The sequence below is a fragment of the Rhodoferax sp. GW821-FHT10B06 genome, from assembly GCF_059415605.1.
Genome location: NZ_JBWKNO010000002.1, coordinates 232,326 through 252,435 on the forward strand (window position 1 = coordinate 232,326; position 20,110 = coordinate 252,435).

Genomic DNA, 20,110 nt, shown 5'->3' on the forward strand with positions numbered 1-20,110 from the left:
AGTGATGCATGACCCCATGGACACCTATTCCCAACTGCGCGCGGGCCAGCTGCAAGGCATAGAACGGCTGGACCTGTCCTGCGGTTTGACCGAGTTTCCGCGCGAAATATTTGACCTGGCCGACAGCCTGCAGATACTCAATCTGTCAGGCAACGCGCTGACCCAGCTACCCGACGATCTGCACCGGCTGCACCGCCTGCGCGTACTGTTCTGCTCCAACAACCCCTTTACCGAACTACCCGCCGCGCTGGGCCAGTGCAGCAGCCTGCAGATGGTGGGCTTCAAATCCAACCGGATCCGCCAGGTGCCGGCCTCGGCTTTGCCGTCCAGCCTGCGCTGGCTGATCCTGACGGACAACCAGATCGACAGCCTGCCCGCGACCATAGGCCAGTGCGGCCAATTGCAAAAGCTCATGCTGGCCGGCAACCGGCTGCGGCAGCTGCCGCCCGAGCTGGCGCGCTGCCGACAACTGGAGCTGGTACGCATCTCGGCCAACCAGCTGACCGCCCTACCCGACTGGCTGCTGGAGCTGCCCCGCCTGGCCTGGCTGGCCTATGCCGGCAATCCGCTGGATGCCGACCGCCCGCCCTCCCCGGCTCCGCCCATTGACTGGCAGCGGCTGCGCTTGCAGCACGTCCTGGGCGAAGGTGCCTCCGGCGTCATCCACCAGGCCGCATTAAACGATGCCAATGCACCTCGCACCGTGGCAGTGAAGCTGTTCAAGGGCGCAGTCACCAGCGACGGCTGGCCGCACAGCGAAATGGCAGCCTGCCTGGCCGCAGGCGCACACCCGCACATCATTCCAGTGGCTGGCCCGCTGGCCGGGCACCCGGATGGCACGGCCGGCCTGGTGCTGGAATACATACCGCAGCACTTCTGCACTCTGGCCGGACCGCCCAGCCTGCAGAGCTGTACCCGCGATGTGTACCCGGCCGGCACACAGTTCACGCTGGACAAAATTCTGTGCATCGCGCTGGGCGTAGCCCGCGCCGCCGAACACCTGCATGGACGGGGCCTGCTGCACGGCGACCTGTACGCCCATAACCTGCAATGCGATGCAGACGGCAATTGCCTGCTGGGCGATATGGGTGCCGCAGCCTTCCTGCCCGCCGACACAAGCCTGTCCCAAGCCCTGCAACGCCTGGAGGTACGCGCCTTTGGCTGCCTGCTGGAGGAACTTCTGGCCCATGCAGACAGTCCGGCAATAGCTGCCTTGACCGCGTTGCGCGACAGCTGCCTGCAGCCCCAGCCCGCGCTACGCCCTCTTTTCACCCCCATCGTGCAGTGCCTGCTGTCACTCAACACCCTGAAGGAACCCGTAGATGCTGCATAGCACCCCCTTGATCACCACCATAGCCACGGCGCTCGGACTGGCCCTGGTGTTCGGCTTTCTGGCCGTGCGGGTGAAGCTGCCCGCACTGGTCGGCTATCTGCTGGCCGGGGTGCTGATTGGTCCATTCACCCCCGGCTTCGTGGCAGACGGCCAGATCGCCGCCGAGCTGGCCGAGATCGGGGTGATGCTGCTGATGTTTGGCGTGGGCATGCATTTCTCGCTGGACGACCTGATGTCGGTGCGCAAGATCGCCCTGCCCGGCGCGGTGCTGCAAATCGCGGTGGCCACAGCCATGGGCGCAGGTGTTGCGCATTTTTGGGGTTGGCCCATCGGCGAGGCCCTGGTGTTTGGCCTGGCACTGTCGGTGGCCAGCACCGTGGTACTGCTGCGCGCGCTGGAGTCGCGCGGCGCACTGGATTCGATGAACGGCAAGATCGCCGTGGGTTGGCTGGTGGTGGAAGACCTGGCCATGGTGCTGGTGCTGGTGCTTCTGCCCCCGCTGGCTGGCGCTTTGGGTGGCACCGTGCCCGGCGACGGCCACGGCGGTGGTGGCAATCTGTGGCTCAGCCTGGGACTGACGCTGCTGAAGGTATCGGCCTTTGTCGGCCTGATGCTGGTGGTGGGCCGGCGCGTGTTCCCCAAGCTGCTGTGGCTGGTGGCGCGCACCGGTTCGCGCGAGCTATTCACCCTGTGCGTGATCGCTGCAGCAGTCAGCATCGCCTATGGTGCGGCCACGCTGTTCGGCGTGTCGTTTGCGCTGGGCGCCTTTTTTGCGGGCATGGTGATGCGCGAGTCGGAGTTCAGCCACCGCGCCGCCGAGGACTCGCTGCCGCTGCGCGAAGCGTTTGCCGTGCTGTTCTTTGTGTCAGTGGGCATGCTGTTCGACCCGATGGTGCTGGTCCAGCAGCCGCTACAAGTCCTGGCGGTGCTGGCCATCATCATCGTGGGCAAGTCGATTGCCGCTGCAGCTCTGGTGCTGGTGTTCCGCTACCCGCTGAACACGGCGCTGAACGTGTCCGCCAGCCTGGGCCAAATTGGCGAGTTCTCCTTCATCCTGGCCGGTCTGGGGGCCAGCCTGGGGCTACTGCGGCCCGAGGGACAGAGCCTGATATTGGCCGGTGCCCTACTGTCCATCGCCGTCAACCCGCTGGTGTTCAAGGGCGCGGACTGGCTGGAGCAGTGGGTGGAAGCCCACCCGTCGCTCAAGCAGCAGTTCGCACGCAGCACCGACCATCTGGCCGAGCTGCCCATGGACACACATGAGAAATACCTGTCGCGCCAGGTCGTGCTCGTGGGCTACGGCCGGGTTGGAAAGCGTCTGGCTGTGGAGCTGGGTGTGCAGGGCATCCCGTTTGTGGTGGTCGAGCAAAACCGCGAACGTGTGGAGCAATTGCGCGCCAGCGGCCTGAGCGCCGTATCTGGCGACGCGGCCGATGCTGCCGTACTGGTACAGGCGCACATTGCCCACGCCAGCATGCTGGTGGTGGCCACGCCCGACGCCTTCAATGTGCGCCAGATGGTGGAGAACGCCCGCATGCTCAACCCTGCGATAGAAACCGTGGTGCGTACCCACAACGAAACCGAGGCCGAACTGCTGCAGCAGGAAAAGATCGGCCGTGTCTTCCTGGGTGAAGACGAGCTGGCCCATAGCATGGGCAGGCACGTGCTGGAACGGTTTGGCAAGACTGCAACGCCCAGCCACGCATAAAGCGCCGGTAAAAAAGACAAAAAAATAGCTGCTAGCGCACATTCCGCATGCGCTAGCAGCTATTTATTCCATAGCGCCGTCACGCAGACGGCGGCTGGATTCAGACGATGGCGGTCAGTTCCGAAGAATTGACGAAGCCGGTGCCGGCACGTGGCCATTCCACCAGCACGCCCTTGTCGGTCTGGGCGATCACATAACCGTCGGTACGCAAGATGCTGCCGCGACGCACCAAATTGACGCGCTCGCCTGGAACAAACGTGGCAGCAGCGACGGTGAACAAAGATTTCAAAAAGAACAGAACTTGCATGGTAAATATCCTGAATGTTTCAGACCCTTGGGGGGCTGCCGGCACAGCGGCCGTGGTGGTTTAGTGAGACTGCAGCCAGTCCCGCTGGCGGGATTCCAGGTCGGCTAGCGACTGGGATTTGCTGAGATAGCTCTCAACATCGCTGGATTCGTGCTGTTCAAAACTACGGCCAATTGCCTGGGCAGCACGCCGAGCGGACAACAAAAAGAAGAGAGCGATGTTCATAGCTAGAACTCCAAATTTAGAGGTTTACCCTTTCTAGGGTTAACCCTAGTATCGCACAAAGTGGGTGCGCGCGTGCACGAATATGTGCGCATAAGCCGAGTTTGTTTGCGATAAGTCACACTTTAGGTGCATGACCGGCACACACAGCCGCACCCAACGCCGCCTAGATCCAGCCTGCAAGGCACTTAAAAACCAGTGGTGAAAATGCCCGATAGCGCAGATAGATACTCCGCAGTCAGCTATTGAATCAATAGCAACTACCAAAGCCTCTGCAGACGCCCGTCCACCAGGCGCAGGCCACGTGTGGCCATGGCACGGGCTTCGCCCTCGTCGTGCGTTACCAACACGGCAGCCATGCCGGCCTCGAAGATACGCTGGCGAAACTCGGCCTGCAGGCTTTGGCGCAGGGCCGCATCCAGCGCGGAAAACGGCTCGTCCAGCAGCAAGGCGCGCGGCGCGGTGATGAGGGCACGGGCCAGGGCCACACGCTGCTGCTCTCCGCCAGACAAGGTCCATACGCGGTGGCGGGCATGGCTGGCCAGGCCGAAACGCGCCAGCATGGCCTCGGCGCGCTGGCGGGCCTCGGCCTTTTTCACTCGTTGCTCCACCAAGCCGAAAGCCACGTTGTCGCGCACGTCCAGGTGTGGAAACAGCGCGAAGTCCTGGAACATCAGGGCGAAGCCGCGCCGCTCGGGTGGCAGCCGGGTGATGTCCTGCGTATCGAACCAGACGCTGCCGGACTCGGCCTCCTCCAACCCGGCCGCTATTTTCAAAAGCGTACTTTTGCCACTGCCGGACGGGCCCAGCAGGGCCACGATTTCGCCCTCGGCCACCTGCAGGCTGAGCTGGTCGGCCAGCAGTCGAGAGCCGTAATGTTTGGTGATGGATCGCAGTTCAAGCATGGGGAGGATGGGTGGGTTCCGCCCGTCGCGGGCCTTCGATCAACGCAAACGCCGCCAAGGCCAGCGCCATCAGCAGGCAGGCCAGCACTAGCGCCGCGTCGCCATTGGCAGCACCGGGCCGGCCCAGGCGCTGGTAGACCAGGGTGGTGAGCGTGGCCCATTCGGGGCGGGATAAAAACAGCGTGACCGCAAACTCGCCGAGCGCCGTGGCGGCTGCAAATGCCATGCCGCGGCGCAACGCGGGTGCGACCAGCGGCAGCGTGACACGCCAGAACAGCCGCCAGGGGCTGGCGCCCAGGCTGCGCGCCGCCTGGGACACATGCGCGGGCAGGCTGTCCAAAGCGGCTGCCAGGGACTTGGCGACAAAGGGGTAAGCCAGCACGGCATAGGCGCACAGCAGCAGTGCCAGACTAGCAGTCCACTGCGGGTACAGCAACAAAAGGCCAAAGGCCACGGTGATCGGCGACACCACAAACGGCAAAAAGGCCGCCGCGCGCATCGCCAGCGACTGCTGTGCCGCCAGCGCATGCAGCAGCCCCAGCACGCTGGCCAGTAACAGGGCCACAGCCGAAAAGCGTAAGGTATTCCACAGCGCGACCAGGGTATCGGCCTCCAGCAGCACGGCCCAGATCTGCCAGCCCGCGTGCACCGCCCGCCACAGAATCGCCGCGATAGGTGCAGCGCAGAAAAAAATCAGCACAGCACATGCGCCCCACACGCCCAGCCAATGCACGGGTCGATTGGGGCGGCGGCGCGCGATGGGCTGCACACGGCCGGGCACGGCCAGGCGCTTTTCGATGGCGGCATAGCCCCAGGCCACGGCACCGGTCAGCAGCAGCATCCACAGCGCCAGCAAGCTCGCCGGGGCCAGCTGCAGCTCGTGCGCGACCAGGCTGTAGATCTCCACCTCCACCGTCGCATAGCGCTGGCCCCCCAACACCAGGGCCAGGCCAAAACCGGCAAAGCAATACAAGAACACCAGGCACAGGCTGGACGCCAGCCAGGGTGCGATCGCCGGCCACTCCACCCGCCAGAAGGCCCGCCACGGGCTGGCACCCAGGCTGCGCGCGGCGGCCACACGCTGGGCATTGACCTGCTCCAGCGCCTCCACCCCAGCCCGCACCACCACGCACAGATTGAAAAACAAATTGCCATACAGCAGCAGCCAGGGCGAGTCCTGTAGCTCCAGCCCCAAGGCATTGCTCAACAGACCACGCGGCCCCCACAGCGCCAGCACGCCCACTGCCGCCACCAGGGTGGGCACCACGAACGGCAGCATCAGCAGGCGCAACACCAGGCGGCGCCCGGCAAACTCCCAACGCGCCAGCACCCAGGCCACGGGCAAGCCCAGCAGCAAAGCGGCGACACAGGTGGCGCCCGCCTGCAAAAGCGACCACAGCACGCGCCAGCGCAGATACGGGTCGGTCCATACCGCCCAAAGCGACGGCGTGGGTCCGGTGGCCAGCTCACCCCAAAAACCTTCAAACCCGAGCCGCAGCACCGGTGCCACCAGCAGCACCGCCAGGCACAGCAGCGGCAGCGCTGCCAGCACACTCTGGCGGCGTGTGATGGCCACTATTTCAGAACCACCTGCGTCCAGCGTGCGATCCAGGCCGTGCCCTTGTCGGCAATGGTCTCGGCGGGCAGACTTTCAAACGCGGTGGGCTCGACCGCATGGCGCATCACATCGGCCAGGGGCGTGTGGGCCTCCACCGGGTACATCCACATGCTGGTTTGCAAGGCTTGCTGCACCGTGCCAGCGCGCATGAAGCGGATGAACTTGGCGGCGGCTTCGCGCTGCCCGCCACCCGCGACCAAGGCCACGCCCTCGACCTGGCGGAACACGCCGCCTTTGAGGAACAGGTTGGCGGTGGGCGACTCGCTGATCTTTTCCTTGCTGTAGAACACCTCGGCCGCCGGGCTGGTGGCATAGCTGACCACCAGCGGGCGGCTGCCGCCGTTGCGGCTGAATTCGGTGTAGTAGGCCTCGGTCCAGCCCTTAACCACCTTCACGCCGTTGGCACGCATGCGGCCCCACCAGTCAAAGGCTTTCTCCTCGCCCATGCCGGCCACGGTAGCCAGCAAGAAAGCGTAGCCGGGGCTGGAGGTGGCGGGGTTGGGCACCACCAGCAGGTTACGGTAGGCCGGCTGGGTCAAATCCTCCAGCGTCTTGGGCAAGGCCAGGCCGCTCTTGGCAAAGGCGGCCTTGTCGAAATTCAGCGTGACGAAACCGTAGTCCACCGCCACCACATTCGTGCCTACCTGTGTCACCGGCGAGCCCTGGGTATAGGTCATGGGCTCCAGCACCTTGGCGGCCTGGGCCTTGGCCACCAGCGCGTTGTCCAGGCCAAACACCACGTCGGCAATGGGCTGCGCGCGGGTCAGTATCAGCTTGTTCAGCATTTCACCCGCATCCCCGGCCTTGATCAGGCTGAGCTTGACGCCGGCATCGGCCTCGAACTGGGCCAGCAAGGGCTTGGGCAAATCAAAAGAGCTGTGCACCAGCACACGCAGCTCCTTGTCGGCCGCCAGGGCGGGGAAGGTGCAGAGTGCGGCCAGCGCAGTGGCGGCCCAGGTGAGCGTACGGCGTGTACTAGAAGCGCGGCGGTGGAACATGCTTGCCTTTCAATGCGCCGGCGCGGGTCGCATGGAAGGCCGCAGCCCCATCACGCTCCCTACGCTGGCATGACCCAGATCAGGTGTGTGGGGTATTTCTCAGCCCGCTTCAAAGCAGGCACCCCCGGTGAAGCGTGGGATTGTAGAGTTCTCCCTGCTGGCGCTGGACAAACTTGTGGATAACCCGGGCAAGCGTTTGTATATGCAGGCTAAGTCCTTGATTTACAAAGACAAAGCTTACAGCGCCTATTTTTTAGGCAAGTGGAATACTAAGCCTTGGCGGTCATACGGCCCTTCAGGGCGCCGATGGCAACCAGGGCCGTGGGTACCAGAATCATGGCCCAGATGATCTTGTCCAGGTTCTGCTTGACCCAGGGAAAATTGCCAAAGAAGTAGCCGATGGTGACGATGCCCACCACCCACAGCACGCCCCCCAGCACGTCAAAAAACACAAACTTGGCCCGATTCATCACCGCCACGCCCGCCACAAACGGCGCGAAAGTGCGCAGGAACGGCATAAAGCGTGCAGCCACCAGGGTCAGGCCGCCATAGCGCTCGTAAAACGCATGGGCCTGGTTGAAGGCCTTCTTGTTGAAAAAGCGCGAATCTTCCCACTGGAATACCTTGGGGCCTAAATAACGGCCGATGGCGTAATTGCTCTGGTTGCCCAAAATCGCCGCGGCCAGCAGCAGCCCGACCGACAGCGGATAGGACATCAGCCCCACACCGCACATGGCGCCCACCACAAACAGCAGCGAGTCCCCCGGCAGGAACGGCATCACAACAACGCCGGTCTCCACAAAAATGATCAGAAACAGCAGGGCGTAAACCCACAAGCCGTAATTGCTTACAAAAGCCTGCAGGTGCTTGTCCACGTGCAGAATGAAGTCGAGAAGTTGCATGAGAATGTCCATGGGCACCGATTATCGCCAGCATCGCAAGACAAACGGAAGACAGCCATGACACGCCACACCCATCTGCTCATCATCGACCCCCAGAACGATTTTTGCGATCTCCCCCCAGGTGCTGGCGGCAGCCCTGCCCTGCCGGTCACCGGCGCCCATGCCGACATGCAGCGGCTGGCAGCCTTCATCCGCGAATATGCGGCCCGGCTGACCGACATCACCATTACGCTGGACTCGCACCACCGGTTGGACATCGCCCACCCCACCTTCTGGCTGCAAGGCGACGGCAGCGCCGTCACTCCCTTCACCACCATCACGGCGGCGGATGTGAACGCCGGCCTGTATCGGCCGCGCAACCCCGCCCACCTGGGCCGCAGCCTGGCCTACCTGGATGCGTTGGAGGCGCGCGGCCGCTACACCCTGATGGTCTGGCCGGTGCACTGCGAGATCGGCACCTGGGGCCACAACGTACACGCCGATGTGCACGCCGCCTACAGCGCCTGGGAAGACCAGCAGGGCCGTAGCGTCACCAAGCTGAGCAAGGGGAGCAACCCCTGGACCGAACACTACAGCGCGGTCATGGCCGAGGTGCCCGATGCGCAGGACGAGGCCACCGGCCTGAACCACACGCTGATGGCCGCCATGGACCAGGCCGACACCCTGCTGATTGCCGGCGAGGCCAGCAGCCACTGCGTGCGCGCCACCACCGAGCACATCGTGGACCACCTGGCGCGCCACAAACCCCAGCGCATCGTGCTGCTGACCGACTGCATGAGCCCGGTGGGCGGCTTCCAGCTGCAGCACGAAATGTTTTTGCAGGACATGCAAAGGCGCGGACTGGAACTGGCTAGCAGCCAGGACTTGTGGCTATAAACCCGCCAGCGCCCCTCAGGTCGCGCAGTGACTGCGGCCGATCTGCGCCGCCCTCTAAAATCACCCGGTGAACGCCCCCATCTCCCCCCCCCTGCTGTCCCCCAGTCCCCGCCGCGTCATCCGCGAGCTGCCCGATGAACTCATCAGCCAGATCGCCGCAGGCGAAGTGGTGGAGCGCCCGGCATCCGTGGTGCGCGAGCTGGTCGACAACGCGCTGGACGCTGGCGCCACGCAGATCACGCTGCGCCTGCTGGCCGGCGGCGTGCGGCTCATTGCGGTGGAAGACGATGGCGGAGGCATCCCGATGGAAGAGCTGCCCATCGCCCTGAAGCGCCACGCCACCAGCAAGATCCGCGACCTGCATGAGCTGGAATCCGTGGGCACCATGGGCTTCCGTGGCGAAGCCCTGGCCGCTATCAACTCCATAGCTGACATGGCAATCGCCTCGCGCGCCAGCGGCCAATCAAATGCATTTCTGCTGGATGGCCGCAGCGGCGAACTAAAGCCCGTGGCGCGCAGCACCGGCACCACGGTAGAGGTGAAAGAGCTGTTCTTCAGCACCCCGGCCCGCCGCAAGTTCTTGAAGACCGATGCCACCGAGCTGGCCCACTGCGTGGAAGCCGTGCGCCGACATGCGTTGGCCCGGCCCGACGTAGGCTTTGCCATCTGGCACGAGGGCAAACTGGTCGAGCAATGGCTCGCCTGCCCTGCACCCCACAGCATTGACGCGCTGTCCGAGCGCCTGCGCGACGTGCTGGGCGATGACTTCACCGAGCGCTCGGTGGCGGTAGACCACCGCAGCTCCATGCGCGACGACGGCGGCCAGGCCGTGCGCGTCTGGGGCCGGGTCGGCATTCCCGACGCGGCGCGGGCCCGGCCCGACCAGCAGTTTGCCTACGTCAACGGCCGCTTTGTGCGCGACAAGGTCATCACCCACGCCGCCCGCAGCGCGTATGAGGACGTGCTGCACGGCCAGCGCCAGCCGGTGTATGCGCTGTATGTGGAGATCGACCCGACCCGGGTGGACGTAAACGTGCACCCCACCAAGATCGAAGTGCGCTTCCGCGACAGCCGTGAAGTCCACCAGGCCGTGCGCCGCGCCGTGGATGCAGCCTTGGCGGCACCGCGCGCAGCCGCTGCTGCGGCAGCGAGCGCCACGACACCCACCACCAGCCCGCCGCAAGAATTTATACAAAACAAGGCTCCAGCGCAGGTAGCACCTGCGCAAGCAGCTATCTATTTCGCAGCACCCACACCCCACAAGGTGTCGGACTTCGAAGCCCTGTGGCCGGTGACCACGACCGTTGCGGCGCCCGTGCCCAGCCCTGCGCCCCATACATACGCCGCTACACCCACCGCAGCCCCGGTTACCGCGGCCAGCGCCCCCACCACCCAGCCGGACCAGCCCAAGGAGGCCTGGCCCCTGGGCCGCGCCATCGCCCAGTTGCAAGGCATCTACATCCTGGCCGAAAACAGCCAGGGCCTGGTGGTGGTGGACATGCACGCGGCGCACGAGCGCATCGTCTACGAGCGGCTCAAGGCCCAGTTGGCGAACACAGAGCATGCGCGCATCAGCAGCCAGCCGCTGCTGATCCCGGTCACCTTCGCCGCCACGCCACAAGAAGTCGCCACCGCCGAAGCCCATGTAGACACACTGGCCACGCTGGGCCTGGAGATCAGCCCGTTCTCGCCCAAAACCCTGGCCGTGCGCGCCGTGCCTACCAGCCTGGTGCAGGGTGACGCGACCGAACTGGCACGTGGCGTGCTTGCTGAACTGGCACAACATGAAGCCAGCACCGTGATCCAACGCGCGCACAACGAACTGCTAGGCACCATGGCCTGCCACGGCGCCGTGCGCGCCAACCGCCGCCTGACCCTGGACGAAATGAACGCCCTACTGCGCCAGATGGAAACTACCGAACGATCCGACCAATGCAACCATGGGCGCCCCACATGGCGACAAATCACAGTGAAAGAGCTGGACACCTTGTTCATGCGCGGCCGGTGACCATGCAGCGCACACTCCTGTTGCTGGCGCTGCTGGCATGCCAGTTTTCCAAGTCTGCCCAGGCCGAAAGCGTGGACTGCCACGTCAGCTACGGTGGCGAGACGCAGATCATTTCGGCCCAGCCCGCAGCCACGCCCTACACCGTCGCACCGACCTCCATCGGCTCGTATTTCATGTTCCGCCTGGTGTTTGAACGCCAGCCACCCGGGCTGGCCGCCATCAAGCTCTATACCTATGCCGACCGCGACCCGCCGCAAGGCGCGGTAATGCTGCACCAGGCCGACTACCTGTATCCGCCGCCGCCAGCGCAAGGGCAGTATGGCTTCACCGGCCTACAGCGCGTGTATGAGCCCATACGCGACGGTGAATTGCAATACTGGTGCGGCTGGAAGAAATGATGAAACATACCTTGCTCGCCGCGCTGCTCTGCGTCCCCCTGCTGGGCTTTGCCGCGCCCGCTGAATCGAAAAAAGTCGAGCTGCTGTTCGGCGGCGATGTCATGCTGGACGACGGCCCCGGCCGCCTGATCGCCGCCGGCGGCGACCCGCTGGCAGCCATCGCCCCCATCCTGCAGGCGGCCGACGTGGCCATAGGCAACCTGGAAACCTCGGTTGCCGCCACCACCACCGGTACGCCGCTGGACAACAAGATCTACACCTTCCGCGCCCAGCCAAACACGGTAAATGTGCTCAAGGGCCGCTTCACCGCGATGTCGGTGGCCAACAACCACAGCGGCGACTTTGGCCGCGAAGCCTTCATGGAAACGCTGGCGCATCTGCGCAGCGCAGATATCGCCGGCTTCGGTGGCGGTGCGAACCTGGTCGAAGCGCACAAGCCCTACTGGATTGAAAAGAACGGCCTGCGCATCGCCGTGCTGGGCTACGACGAATTCAAGCCCCGCTCTTTCGAGGCCGGTGCCAACTGGCCCGGCGTGGCCTGGAGCGAAGACAGCCTGGTGGTGGCCGATATCCGCGCCGCCAAGGCCGCTGGCGCCGACGTGGTCATCCCCTTCATGCACTGGGGCTGGGAGCGCGAACCCGAGCCCAGCCAGCGCCAGCGCCAACTGGCCAGGCTCATGGTCCAGGCCGGCGCCGATGCCGTGGTGGGCAGCCACCCGCACGTCACCCAGGGCGCCGATGTGGTGCTGGGCAAGCCGGTGATCTGGAGCCTGGGCAATCTGGTGTTCGACGGCTTCGAACTGCCCGCCGCCAAGCTGGGTTGGCTGCTGCGTCTGAGCGTGGACAAGCAAGGCATTCGCAGCTGGAACACCGTGGCCGTACGCATGGACGCCGACGGCACGCCCAGCCCCGACACCAGCCTGGCCACGCCCTGCGGGCGCCGTGGCAGCGCCAAGATAAGCCACTGCTGACTTTCTGGTAGCCTCCGGCGCATGTCCGCGCCGTCTGCCTCCCTCTCCGCCACACCCGCCGCCCCCACTCCTCTTCCCCGCTGCATCGCCCTGGCAGGTCCCACGGCCTCGGGTAAAACCGCCGCCGCGCTGGCGATTGCGCAACGCATGCCGGTGGAGATCATCAGCGTCGATTCCGCGCTGGTCTACCAGGGCATGGACATAGGCACGGCCAAGCCCACGGCAGCCGAGCTGGCCCAGGTGCCGCACCACCTGATCAACATCCGCGACCCGCTGCAGGCCTATAGCGCGGCCGAATTCGTGGTGGATGCCGAGCGCCTGCTGGCCGACATCACCGCGCGTGGCAAGCTGCCGCTGCTGGTGGGCGGCACCATGCTGTACTTCAAGGCGCTGTTTGACGGCATAGACCCCATGCCCACCGCCAACCCCGCCATCCGCGCCGAACTGGAGGCCGAAGCCGCCGCGCACGGCTGGCCCGCACTGCACGCCCAGTTAGCCCTGGTCGACCCTATCACCGCCGCCCGATTGCAGCCGCTGGACGGCCAGCGCATACAGCGTGCGCTGGAGGTATACCGCATCTCCGGTCAACCTTTGTCCAGCTTTCATGCTACAAAAAACGCAGCTGCCAGCGCAGATAGAACTTGCGCCACAACCCTTATTTCTTTGGAACCTCTGGACCGCGCCTGGCTGCATGCGCGCATCGCCCTGCGCTTTGAGCAGATGCTGGCCGGTGGCTTTCTGGACGAGGTGCAAGCCTTGCGTGCGCGCGGTGACCTGCACCTGGATTTGCCCAGCATGCGCTGCGTGGGCTACCGCCAGGCCTGGGAGGCCTTGGATGGACTCTGGCCCATGGCTGAGCTGCGCGACAAAGGCGTCTTCGCCACCCGCCAACTGGCCAAGCGGCAGATCACCTGGCTGCGCTCCATGCCGCAGCGGCGCATCGTGGCCTGCGAGGCGCCAGACGCTTTGCAGCAGGTACTCGACATCGTGGAGCAGGCGGTATGAGCCTGGTCATCAATGGCCTGGCCAAGCGCTATGGCGACAGCACGGTCTTCACCAATGTGTCGCTGCGCGTGGCGCCAGGCGAGTTTGTCGCCATCGTCGGTGAATCTGGCGTGGGCAAATCCACGCTGCTGAACTGCATGGCCGGACTGGACAGCTGGGACAGTGGCACGGTACATATCGCCGGGACTGACCTGGGCACGCTGGGCAACGACCAGCGCGCCCTGCTGCGGCGCCAGCAGGTGGGCTTTGTGTTCCAGGCCTTCCATGTACTGCCACATCTGGACGTGGCGCAAAACGTGGCCTTGCCGCTGATGCTACTGGGCCAGAACGATGCGGCGCGGGTGGAAAGTCTGCTGGAAGCCGTGGGCCTGGGTGGCCTGGGCGCACGGCTGCCGCAGCAGCTCAGCGGCGGCCAGTTGCAGCGCGTGGCGATTGCACGCGCCCTGGTGCACCGCCCGGCCCTGCTGCTGGCTGACGAGCCCACCGGCAACCTGGACCCCACCACCGCCGCCAAGGTAATGGATGCGCTGCTGGCCCAGACCCGAGCCCAGGGCGCGTCCCTGGTGCTGGTCACCCATTCGGAGTCTGCAGCGGCGCGGGCCGACCGTGTGCTGCATCTGCGGGTCGACGGTATATCCGAATAAAAAATGCCGCTAGCGCAGATAGAACCTGCGCAAGCAGCTATTGATTCAATAGCAAAATAACTCCAAGCCAAGTCTATAGACAGAACGCAGGCCGTCCAGAAACACCGCAGAACTGGCTTTGCCAGGCTGCTGGTGTTGCCCCCTGCAAGGGGGGTGGCGAAAAGTGCGAAGCACTGTAGCCTGGGGGTGAGCTTAGAAAGTGGTTTCAGCGTGCAGGCTTTGGCGTGCGGGCAGGTAAATGGAGAAGATCGCGCCGCCATCGGGCATATTGCCGGCCACCACGCTGCCCTCGTGGGCTTCGATGATCTTCTTGCAGATCGTCAAGCCCAGGCCGGTGCCGCCCGAGCCGTCCTTGCTGCTGCTGGACTGCACAAAGGCGTCGAAGATCTTTTCCAGCTCGGCCGGCGGCACGCCCGCACCGTGGTCGCGCACACTGATGCAGATGCGGCGGTCTTCGGTGATCTTGCCTTGCACCACGATTTCGCTCCAGACGGGCGAGAATTTGATAGCGTTGGCCGCGATATTGCGCACCACCTGCTGGAAGCGCACCGGGTCCACCTTGGCGATCAGCGGGCGCTCGCCCAGCTCCACCACGGTCAGCACATGCTTGGCCTGCAGCAGGGGGCTGAGCTCGTGCAGCACGGCGTGCACCAGGCCGCGCAGATCGGCCCGTTCCAGGTTGATGCCGCCTACCGAGCTTTCGATCTTGGACACGTCCAGCAAATCATTCACCAGCGCCAGCATGCGCACGCCCGAGGCGTGGATATCGTTGAACATGCCTTGCAGCTTGGGGTTCTCGCGCCCGCGCATCACGCCCAGCTCCGAAAAGCCCAGGATGGACTGCAGCGGCGTACGCAGCTCATGGCTGATGTTGGCTATGAACTCCGACTTGGCACGCGAGGCTTCTTCCGCCGCCTCGCGCGCCTCACGGGTGGCGCGCTCGGCCTGGCGGAACTCGCTCACGTCCATCATGCTGCTGAGCAGGCTGGCGCCGCCGTCGCCCGAGCCGGGCACCAGCACCTTGTTCACCACCACATCGCGGCGGCTGCCATCCCGGTGCAGCACCTTCACTTCGTAACGTACGGAGCCTCCTTCGCGCCACAGCTGGGAGTTTCGTTCGCACACCAGAGCGGCCTCGCTGGGCGACATAAAAGCCTCGGGGTACTGCCCCACCACCTTCTGCCGCGCGTGACCGGTGAACTCCTCCCAGGCGCGGTTGACGCTGGTGTACTGGCCCCGCTGGTTGAAAGTGGCCACCGGCGTGGGACTGATCTCCAGCAGGGTGCCCACAAACGCCAGCTGGTGCTTCAGGGCCTGCTCGGCAAAATAGCGCTCCGACACATCCACCGCGCTGCCGGCGAAACCGACGATCTCTGACTTGCTGCGCAGCGGCACCACGGCAAAGTCCAGCCGCCGGGCCATACCGTCCACCGTACGGATGCTGGCGGTGGCAGTGCGCACACCGCTATCGCCCTGTAGCGTGAACAGGGCCTGCACGGCCTCCCGGTCGCTAGGCTCAACCACCTCGGCCAGGGTCTTTGACAGCGTGGTCTGCGTCACGTCGCCACGCAGGGCCAGCCAGCGTTCATTGGTGTAGGTGATGATGCCCCGGGTGTCAGTGCGGAAGATCAGCTCCTGCACGCTCTTCACCAGAACCTGCAGCTCGCGCTCGCGGTGCACTGCCTCGCGGCGCGCCAGCCCCAGCTGGACATAGGCGTTCTCCCGGGCGCGCAGACTACGCCGCGCCGCCCAGGTCATATAGCCCAGAAACAGACTGGTAAACACCGCCACCACGGCAAACCAGCGCATGGTCTTGACCCATTCGGCCACCACGCTGGCATAGGGCTGCTCAACCAAGACCACCAGCGGCCGACCTTTGGACAGGCGAAACGACACTACCTGCCGCTGCGGCACGGCGCCCTCACCCACATAGTTGGCATGCTCGATCGCGGGCAGGTAATGGCTAAAAACCGGGTGCTGGGCCAGCGAGGTGGCCGGCGCCAGCGTGCCACTGCTGGCCAGCACGCTGCCCTGGTAGCTCAGCAGATAGGCCGCGTTTTGCGGATTATCCAGCGTCAGCAGCTGAAAGTTGGAGAACGCATCCGCGTTCATCAACGCCACCAGGTACAGAGCCTGGTGTGAGCGGTTGTGCTGCTGCGCGCGCAGCAGGGGAATGAAGCCGACGCCGGCCGTAGGCGCCACGTCGGATGCGGCCAGGGCTGCCAGGCTGCGGCCAGCGATAAAGCTGCCCAACTTTTCCTGTCCTGGCGTGGGCAGGGTACCTAGCCGGTCTAGCACGATACGCAGCCCCACGTCCTTGGGCACGGTGCTGGCCTGTACCATGCCGCTGGCATCCACCATGGCCAGCGAGCGCACCAGGGGCAGGCCGGCCAGAGCCTGGGACAGGAGGGAATGGCTTTTGTCTGCGCTGCCGATGGCCTCAACATTCGCCGTCTCTGCCGCCAGGTAGCCCAAGGCCACGGACACGGTTTCCACCGAGCGCGTGGCCTGGTCCTCCAGCACGCGGGCCTGCAGCTCGCCCCGGTCCTGGAAGCCTTGCACCACCTCCTGGTATTCGTACCAGCCCAGCAAGCACAGCAGCAGCCAAGTCATCAACGTCAGCGACACACCAGCGGCCAGCACCACATTGCTGGACAGGCGGCGGCCTGCCTTGCGTGACGAGGGAGCTGACGCAGCGGCAGACGCCAAAATGACGGACATCAGCCAGGCACCACGATGGGCGACAGACCATGCCGAGCCGCCGCGGCGCTCAGCCGGCCATCGTGTTTGATGCGGGTGACAAATGCATTCAGCTGCGCCAGCCAGACGGGGTCACCCGGTTTAACCGCATAGCCATAGGGCACCACGTGAAAGGGCTTGGGCGGGGCAATCAGGCGGGCCCAGTCGGCGTTGTCCAGCAGGCGTCGGCTGTAGGCGTAGTCGGTCATGAACACGTCCACCCGGCCAGCCTCCAGCTCGCGTTCGCGGGTGGTCGGCGGGGCAATGGAAACAACCTGCGCCGCTTTCAGGCTTTCAATCATCACCGGCTCCATGAAGGTGCCCGCCTGTACGCCAACCAGTACGCCGGGCTTGTCGATGTCGGCCCATTGGCGCACCGTGCGGTTGCTCTGGGTACTGACGGCGTAAATATCGCTTTGCAGGTAGGGCTGGGTAAACCTCAGTTGTTGCAGGCGCTGGGACAGCATGCCCACGGCAAACATGGCTACGTCGCAGCGGTCCTGCAGCAGGTCTTGCACCAGGGTGGGAAAGGAGGAATCCACATACTCCACGCGCAGCTTCAGGTCGCGGCCCAGCTCGGCGGACAGGTCGATGTCGATACCCTGGAGCTGCTGGGTATTCGGGTTGCGATGGCTCACGCCATAGTATTCGGGCCAGATGCAAACCCGTATCTTGCCGCTGGATCTGACCCGCTCCACCACCGTGCCGGCCCAGGGACTGGCCATCCAAGCCAGGCTCAGACCAGCCACCAGAGCCAATCTCAGAATCCGCTGGAAACAAATACGACGCATAGTGCTAAATCCAGATTTCAGACGTTGTCGACCAGTTGGTTAAAGGTAGGACGGGTACGGTTGATGTCGTCGCGCAGGCTGATGAAGGTCTGCGCATTGGCAAGGAATATATCCACGATGTGGGGGTCAAACGCAAGGCCGCGCTGCTCCTTCAGCATCTGCAATGCAATATCGTCGGCAAAAGCACGGCGGTAGCAACGGTCCATGGTCAGCGCATCAAAAAAATCGACTACCGCCACGATACGCCCCGTCAATGGAATGGCTTCACCTTGCAGGCCCGCAGGATAGCCCGTACCGTCCCAACGCTCATGGTGGGCCAAGGCCAATTCAGCCGCAAGTTGAAATAGCGGGATACGCGAACGCCCCAGAATGTCGGCCCCCATTTCCGAATGTTGGTTCATGGAGGCGCGCTCCAGCGGAGAAAATGTGCCAGGCTTCTTCAGCACAGCGTCAGGTATACCGATCTTGCCAATATCGTGCATGGGCGCTGCTTTACGCAACATGCGGGCCATGGCCGGACTCTGGCCCAGCACCAAGGCCAAGGCCTCGGAAAGATAGCCCATACGGATGATGTGCACCCCGGTGTCGTCGTCCTTCAGATCGGCGGCCAATGACAAACGAAACAAGGCCTCGTGGTGGGCACGTGCCACCTCTTCCAAGGCTTCATTCCGCTCCCGGTACATGCGGCCAAAATCCTCGATGAGTTTTTGCATCTGCAGACTTGCAGAGTCAGAGAAGCTGTTTCCGCCCAGGGTAGTCATGTTGTACTCTTTCGCAACACGGCCAGCGGACTCATGCTTCCCACTGCTGGTCTATCGTTTCCATCAATTTCAGTGGACTGAAGGGCTTGACCATATAAGCGTCGGCGCCAGCCTTCAGGCCCGCCTCCAGGTCTTCACTGCGGCCACGGGCCGTCAGCAGCAGAATGCGCGGTGCCTTGGGCAGCGACTTCAGCGTACCGCATACCTCCAAGCCGTTTACCGAGCCAGGCATCATCACGTCCAGCAACACCAGGTCGGGCTGCTCCTGCATGGCCATCATCAGCGCACTCTCGCCGTCCTCGGCCTCGAAAACGTTGTAGGTTTCAAATTCCAAAGTCATACGGATCAACCGACGGATATCAGCATGGTCATCCACGATCAGTATTTTTTTCATTTTGCGGCTCTTGAAACGATAGAAAGATTAAAAACGCGATGAACATATCATATATTCCGAAATTATCATTTTCAAGTGAATTAATTAACAAAAGCTGATGCATTCGTTAGAATCCGCAAATGGACACTGATATTCAGACTACTACCACCCTCCCCCCCGGTGACAACCTCACGACTTTGGACGTGGCGCGCATGCTGGGCTTAGCGGTGCGCTCCGTGCAACTCATGGTGGACCGGGGCGAGCTACAGGCATGGAAAACGCCCGGCGGCCACCGCCGCATCTCCCGCCAATCGGTAGAGCGCTGGCGGGCTGGTGGCCAGGCCGCCCGCACAGGTGACAGCACGGCCACCCCAGTACAGGACGCCCCCCGCCATGGTGGCAACGTGCCCACCAAGGTGCTGCTGATTGAAGACTCGATGCACTTCCAGAACCTGGTCACGCTGCTGCTGCAGCGGCAGTTCCCGGCGCTGGAGCTGCGTACCGCATCCGATGGCATTGCCGGGCTGATCATGGCCGGGCAGTTCCAGCCCGACGTGCTGATGGTGGACCTGCTGCTGCCTGGCATTGACGGTGCCACCCTGCTGACCGGCCTGCGCGCCAACCCGCTGTTCAGAAATTTGCAGGTCATCGTCATCACCTCGCTGGACCCCAGCGAACTCACGCCCTACGCCTTTGCGCTGGATGGCGTACCCGTGGTGCACAAACCCCGCCTGGTCGCCGAACTGCCGCCGCTGCTCACGCAGTGCCTGCAAAACCTGCAGCAGCTGGCGCCCTGACCAACGGCATGGACACGCCGCGCGTACTGCTGGTAGAAGACGACCCGCTGCTGCGGCGTTTTGTGCGCATGGCCCTGGAAGAGCTGCCGCTCCAACTGCTGGAATGCGATGGCGTACCAGCCGCACTGGAAATACTGGCCGGTACGCAGGTCCAGCTCATCATTACCGACCTGATGCTATCGGGCGCCTCCGGCGTTGACCTACTGCAATACCTGCAACGCACGCCTGCCCTGCTGGCCCAGGCCAGGACCATGGTTCTGAGTGCCGGCCTGACCCCGGAAGTCCGCGCCAAGCTGGCCCCTTTGAATGTGTGGCGCATGCTGTCCAAACCCGTGTCTTTGCAACTGCTGGAAGACAGCGTGATGGAGGCCCTGAACGACGCACCGCCTGCCGACAGCGCGGCGCCGCCACCGCCTGCCAATCCTCCAGCGCCAGACGACCAGCACGCCGCCGATACCTATTTCGCGGGTGACCTGGAGCTGTTCCACAGCTACCGCGCCGCCTGCCTGCTGCAGTTCCCGCACGATATCCAAGCCGGCAACGCGGCCTGCGCGCCGCTGGACCTGCCCTCCCTGCGCCGTGTGGCCCACAGCCTGAAAAGCGTGCTGCAAACCCTGGGCTATGCCGACCTGTCGGCCCAGGCCTGGGCCGTGGAGAACCTCTGCCATACCGGCCAGGCCGAACCGGCACTACAGGGCTGGAGCGGGCTGCGCACGCAGTTGCAGGCATTGGTCGGCCCGGCTTGACGGGCCCG

General features: G+C 64.2%; 20 protein-coding genes and 1 riboswitch. Of the genes, 10 read left to right on the plus strand and 10 right to left on the minus strand.

Going from position 1 to position 20,110, the window contains the following annotated elements:
* Window positions 1–16 precede the first annotated feature (16 nt).
* Together AC07O2_RS03900 and AC07O2_RS03905 are read left to right on the plus strand one after the other, a co-directional pair.
* Window positions 17–1,333 carry a leucine-rich repeat-containing protein kinase family protein gene (locus AC07O2_RS03900; RefSeq protein ID WP_495074722.1) on the plus strand — a complete coding sequence of 439 codons (1,317 nt, stop codon included), beginning with the start codon at window positions 17–19 and terminating at the stop codon, window positions 1,331–1,333.
* Window positions 1,323–3,041: a cation:proton antiporter domain-containing protein gene (locus AC07O2_RS03905; RefSeq protein WP_495074427.1), complete on the plus strand. Its 1,719-nt coding sequence runs from the start codon at window positions 1,323–1,325 to the stop codon at window positions 3,039–3,041. The genes AC07O2_RS03900 and AC07O2_RS03905 overlap by 11 nt, the downstream gene beginning before the upstream one ends.
* Before the next feature lie 100 nt (window positions 3,042–3,141).
* Here the strand turns inward: AC07O2_RS03905 and AC07O2_RS03910 are convergent, their stop codons facing one another.
* The 6 genes from AC07O2_RS03910 to AC07O2_RS03935 all read right to left on the minus strand — a co-directional run bounded on the left by AC07O2_RS03910 (window position 3,142) and on the right by AC07O2_RS03935 (window position 8,005).
* A complete protein-coding gene (locus tag AC07O2_RS03910; protein ID WP_495074428.1) occupies window positions 3,142–3,348 on the minus strand; it encodes a hypothetical protein in 207 nt (68 codons plus the stop codon).
* 60 nt (window positions 3,349–3,408) lie between these two features.
* Window positions 3,409–3,573, minus strand: coding sequence for a hypothetical protein (locus AC07O2_RS03915; protein ID WP_495074429.1), 165 nt, complete (start codon window positions 3,571–3,573; stop codon window positions 3,409–3,411).
* A gap of 257 nt (window positions 3,574–3,830) precedes the next feature.
* On the minus strand, window positions 3,831–4,475 hold the full coding sequence (locus tag AC07O2_RS03920) for an ABC transporter ATP-binding protein (RefSeq protein ID WP_495074430.1): 645 nt from the start codon (window positions 4,473–4,475) through the stop codon (window positions 3,831–3,833).
* Window positions 4,468–6,051: an ABC transporter permease gene (locus AC07O2_RS03925; protein WP_495074431.1), complete on the minus strand. Its 1,584-nt coding sequence runs from the start codon at window positions 6,049–6,051 to the stop codon at window positions 4,468–4,470. The genes AC07O2_RS03920 and AC07O2_RS03925 overlap by 8 nt, the downstream gene beginning before the upstream one ends.
* A complete protein-coding gene (locus tag AC07O2_RS03930; protein ID WP_495074432.1) occupies window positions 6,051–7,091 on the minus strand; it encodes a thiamine ABC transporter substrate-binding protein in 1,041 nt (346 codons plus the stop codon). The genes AC07O2_RS03925 and AC07O2_RS03930 overlap by 1 nt, the downstream gene beginning before the upstream one ends.
* A 38-nt stretch (window positions 7,092–7,129) precedes the next feature.
* Window positions 7,130–7,227, minus strand: a riboswitch (TPP riboswitch).
* Between the two features lie 133 nt (window positions 7,228–7,360).
* Window positions 7,361–8,005 carry a VTT domain-containing protein gene (locus tag AC07O2_RS03935; RefSeq protein ID WP_495074433.1) on the minus strand — a complete coding sequence of 215 codons (645 nt, stop codon included), beginning with the start codon at window positions 8,003–8,005 and terminating at the stop codon, window positions 7,361–7,363.
* Window positions 8,006–8,050: 45 nt separating this feature from the next.
* Between AC07O2_RS03935 and AC07O2_RS03940 the strand changes: the two genes are divergently transcribed.
* The 6 genes from AC07O2_RS03940 to AC07O2_RS03965 all read left to right on the plus strand — a co-directional run bounded on the left by AC07O2_RS03940 (window position 8,051) and on the right by AC07O2_RS03965 (window position 13,895).
* Window positions 8,051–8,869 (plus strand): cysteine hydrolase family protein, encoded by an 819-nt coding sequence (locus AC07O2_RS03940; protein ID WP_495074434.1) that lies wholly within the window; start codon window positions 8,051–8,053, stop codon window positions 8,867–8,869.
* A 67-nt stretch (window positions 8,870–8,936) separates the two neighbouring features.
* Window positions 8,937–10,877, plus strand: coding sequence for a DNA mismatch repair endonuclease MutL (mutL, locus tag AC07O2_RS03945; RefSeq protein WP_495074435.1), 1,941 nt, complete (start codon window positions 8,937–8,939; stop codon window positions 10,875–10,877).
* A gap of 2 nt (window positions 10,878–10,879) precedes the next feature.
* The gene (locus AC07O2_RS03950) at window positions 10,880–11,275 is read left to right on the plus strand and encodes a hypothetical protein (RefSeq protein WP_495074436.1); all 396 of its coding nucleotides are present in this window, start codon (window positions 10,880–10,882) and stop codon (window positions 11,273–11,275) included.
* Entirely contained in the window at window positions 11,275–12,246 is a 972-nt protein-coding gene (locus tag AC07O2_RS03955) for a CapA family protein (protein ID WP_495074437.1), read from the plus strand. The genes AC07O2_RS03950 and AC07O2_RS03955 overlap by 1 nt, the downstream gene beginning before the upstream one ends.
* A gap of 21 nt (window positions 12,247–12,267) precedes the next feature.
* Window positions 12,268–13,251 (plus strand): tRNA (adenosine(37)-N6)-dimethylallyltransferase MiaA, encoded by a 984-nt coding sequence (miaA, locus tag AC07O2_RS03960; protein WP_495074438.1) that lies wholly within the window; start codon window positions 12,268–12,270, stop codon window positions 13,249–13,251.
* Window positions 13,248–13,895 (plus strand): ABC transporter ATP-binding protein, encoded by a 648-nt coding sequence (locus AC07O2_RS03965; protein WP_495074439.1) that lies wholly within the window; start codon window positions 13,248–13,250, stop codon window positions 13,893–13,895. Before miaA ends, AC07O2_RS03965 begins: the two co-directional genes overlap by 4 nt.
* Before the next feature lie 192 nt (window positions 13,896–14,087).
* On the opposite strand, the gene AC07O2_RS03970 is transcribed toward AC07O2_RS03965, so the two are convergent.
* From AC07O2_RS03970 to AC07O2_RS03985, 4 genes are read right to left on the minus strand one after another with little or no spacing between them, the layout of a single operon-like run.
* Window positions 14,088–16,616, minus strand: coding sequence for a sensor histidine kinase (locus tag AC07O2_RS03970; protein WP_495074440.1), 2,529 nt, complete (start codon window positions 16,614–16,616; stop codon window positions 14,088–14,090).
* A complete protein-coding gene (locus AC07O2_RS03975; RefSeq protein WP_495074441.1) occupies window positions 16,616–17,425 on the minus strand; it encodes an ABC transporter substrate-binding protein in 810 nt (269 codons plus the stop codon). The genes AC07O2_RS03970 and AC07O2_RS03975 overlap by 1 nt, the downstream gene beginning before the upstream one ends.
* A 17-nt stretch (window positions 17,426–17,442) precedes the next feature.
* Window positions 17,443–18,186, minus strand: coding sequence for an HD-GYP domain-containing protein (locus AC07O2_RS03980; RefSeq protein WP_495074442.1), 744 nt, complete (start codon window positions 18,184–18,186; stop codon window positions 17,443–17,445).
* Between the two features lie 31 nt (window positions 18,187–18,217).
* The gene (locus tag AC07O2_RS03985; RefSeq protein WP_495074443.1) at window positions 18,218–18,580 is read right to left on the minus strand and encodes a response regulator transcription factor; all 363 of its coding nucleotides are present in this window, start codon (window positions 18,578–18,580) and stop codon (window positions 18,218–18,220) included.
* A gap of 119 nt (window positions 18,581–18,699) precedes the next feature.
* Between AC07O2_RS03985 and AC07O2_RS03990 the strand changes: the two genes are divergently transcribed.
* The gene (locus tag AC07O2_RS03990) at window positions 18,700–19,356 is read left to right on the plus strand and encodes a response regulator (RefSeq protein WP_495074444.1); all 657 of its coding nucleotides are present in this window, start codon (window positions 18,700–18,702) and stop codon (window positions 19,354–19,356) included.
* Window positions 19,323–20,102, plus strand: a complete 780-nt coding sequence (locus tag AC07O2_RS03995) for an Hpt domain-containing protein (protein ID WP_495074445.1) — start codon at window positions 19,323–19,325, stop codon at window positions 20,100–20,102. Before AC07O2_RS03990 ends, AC07O2_RS03995 begins: the two co-directional genes overlap by 34 nt.
* The last annotated feature ends 8 nt before the right edge of the window (window positions 20,103–20,110 follow it).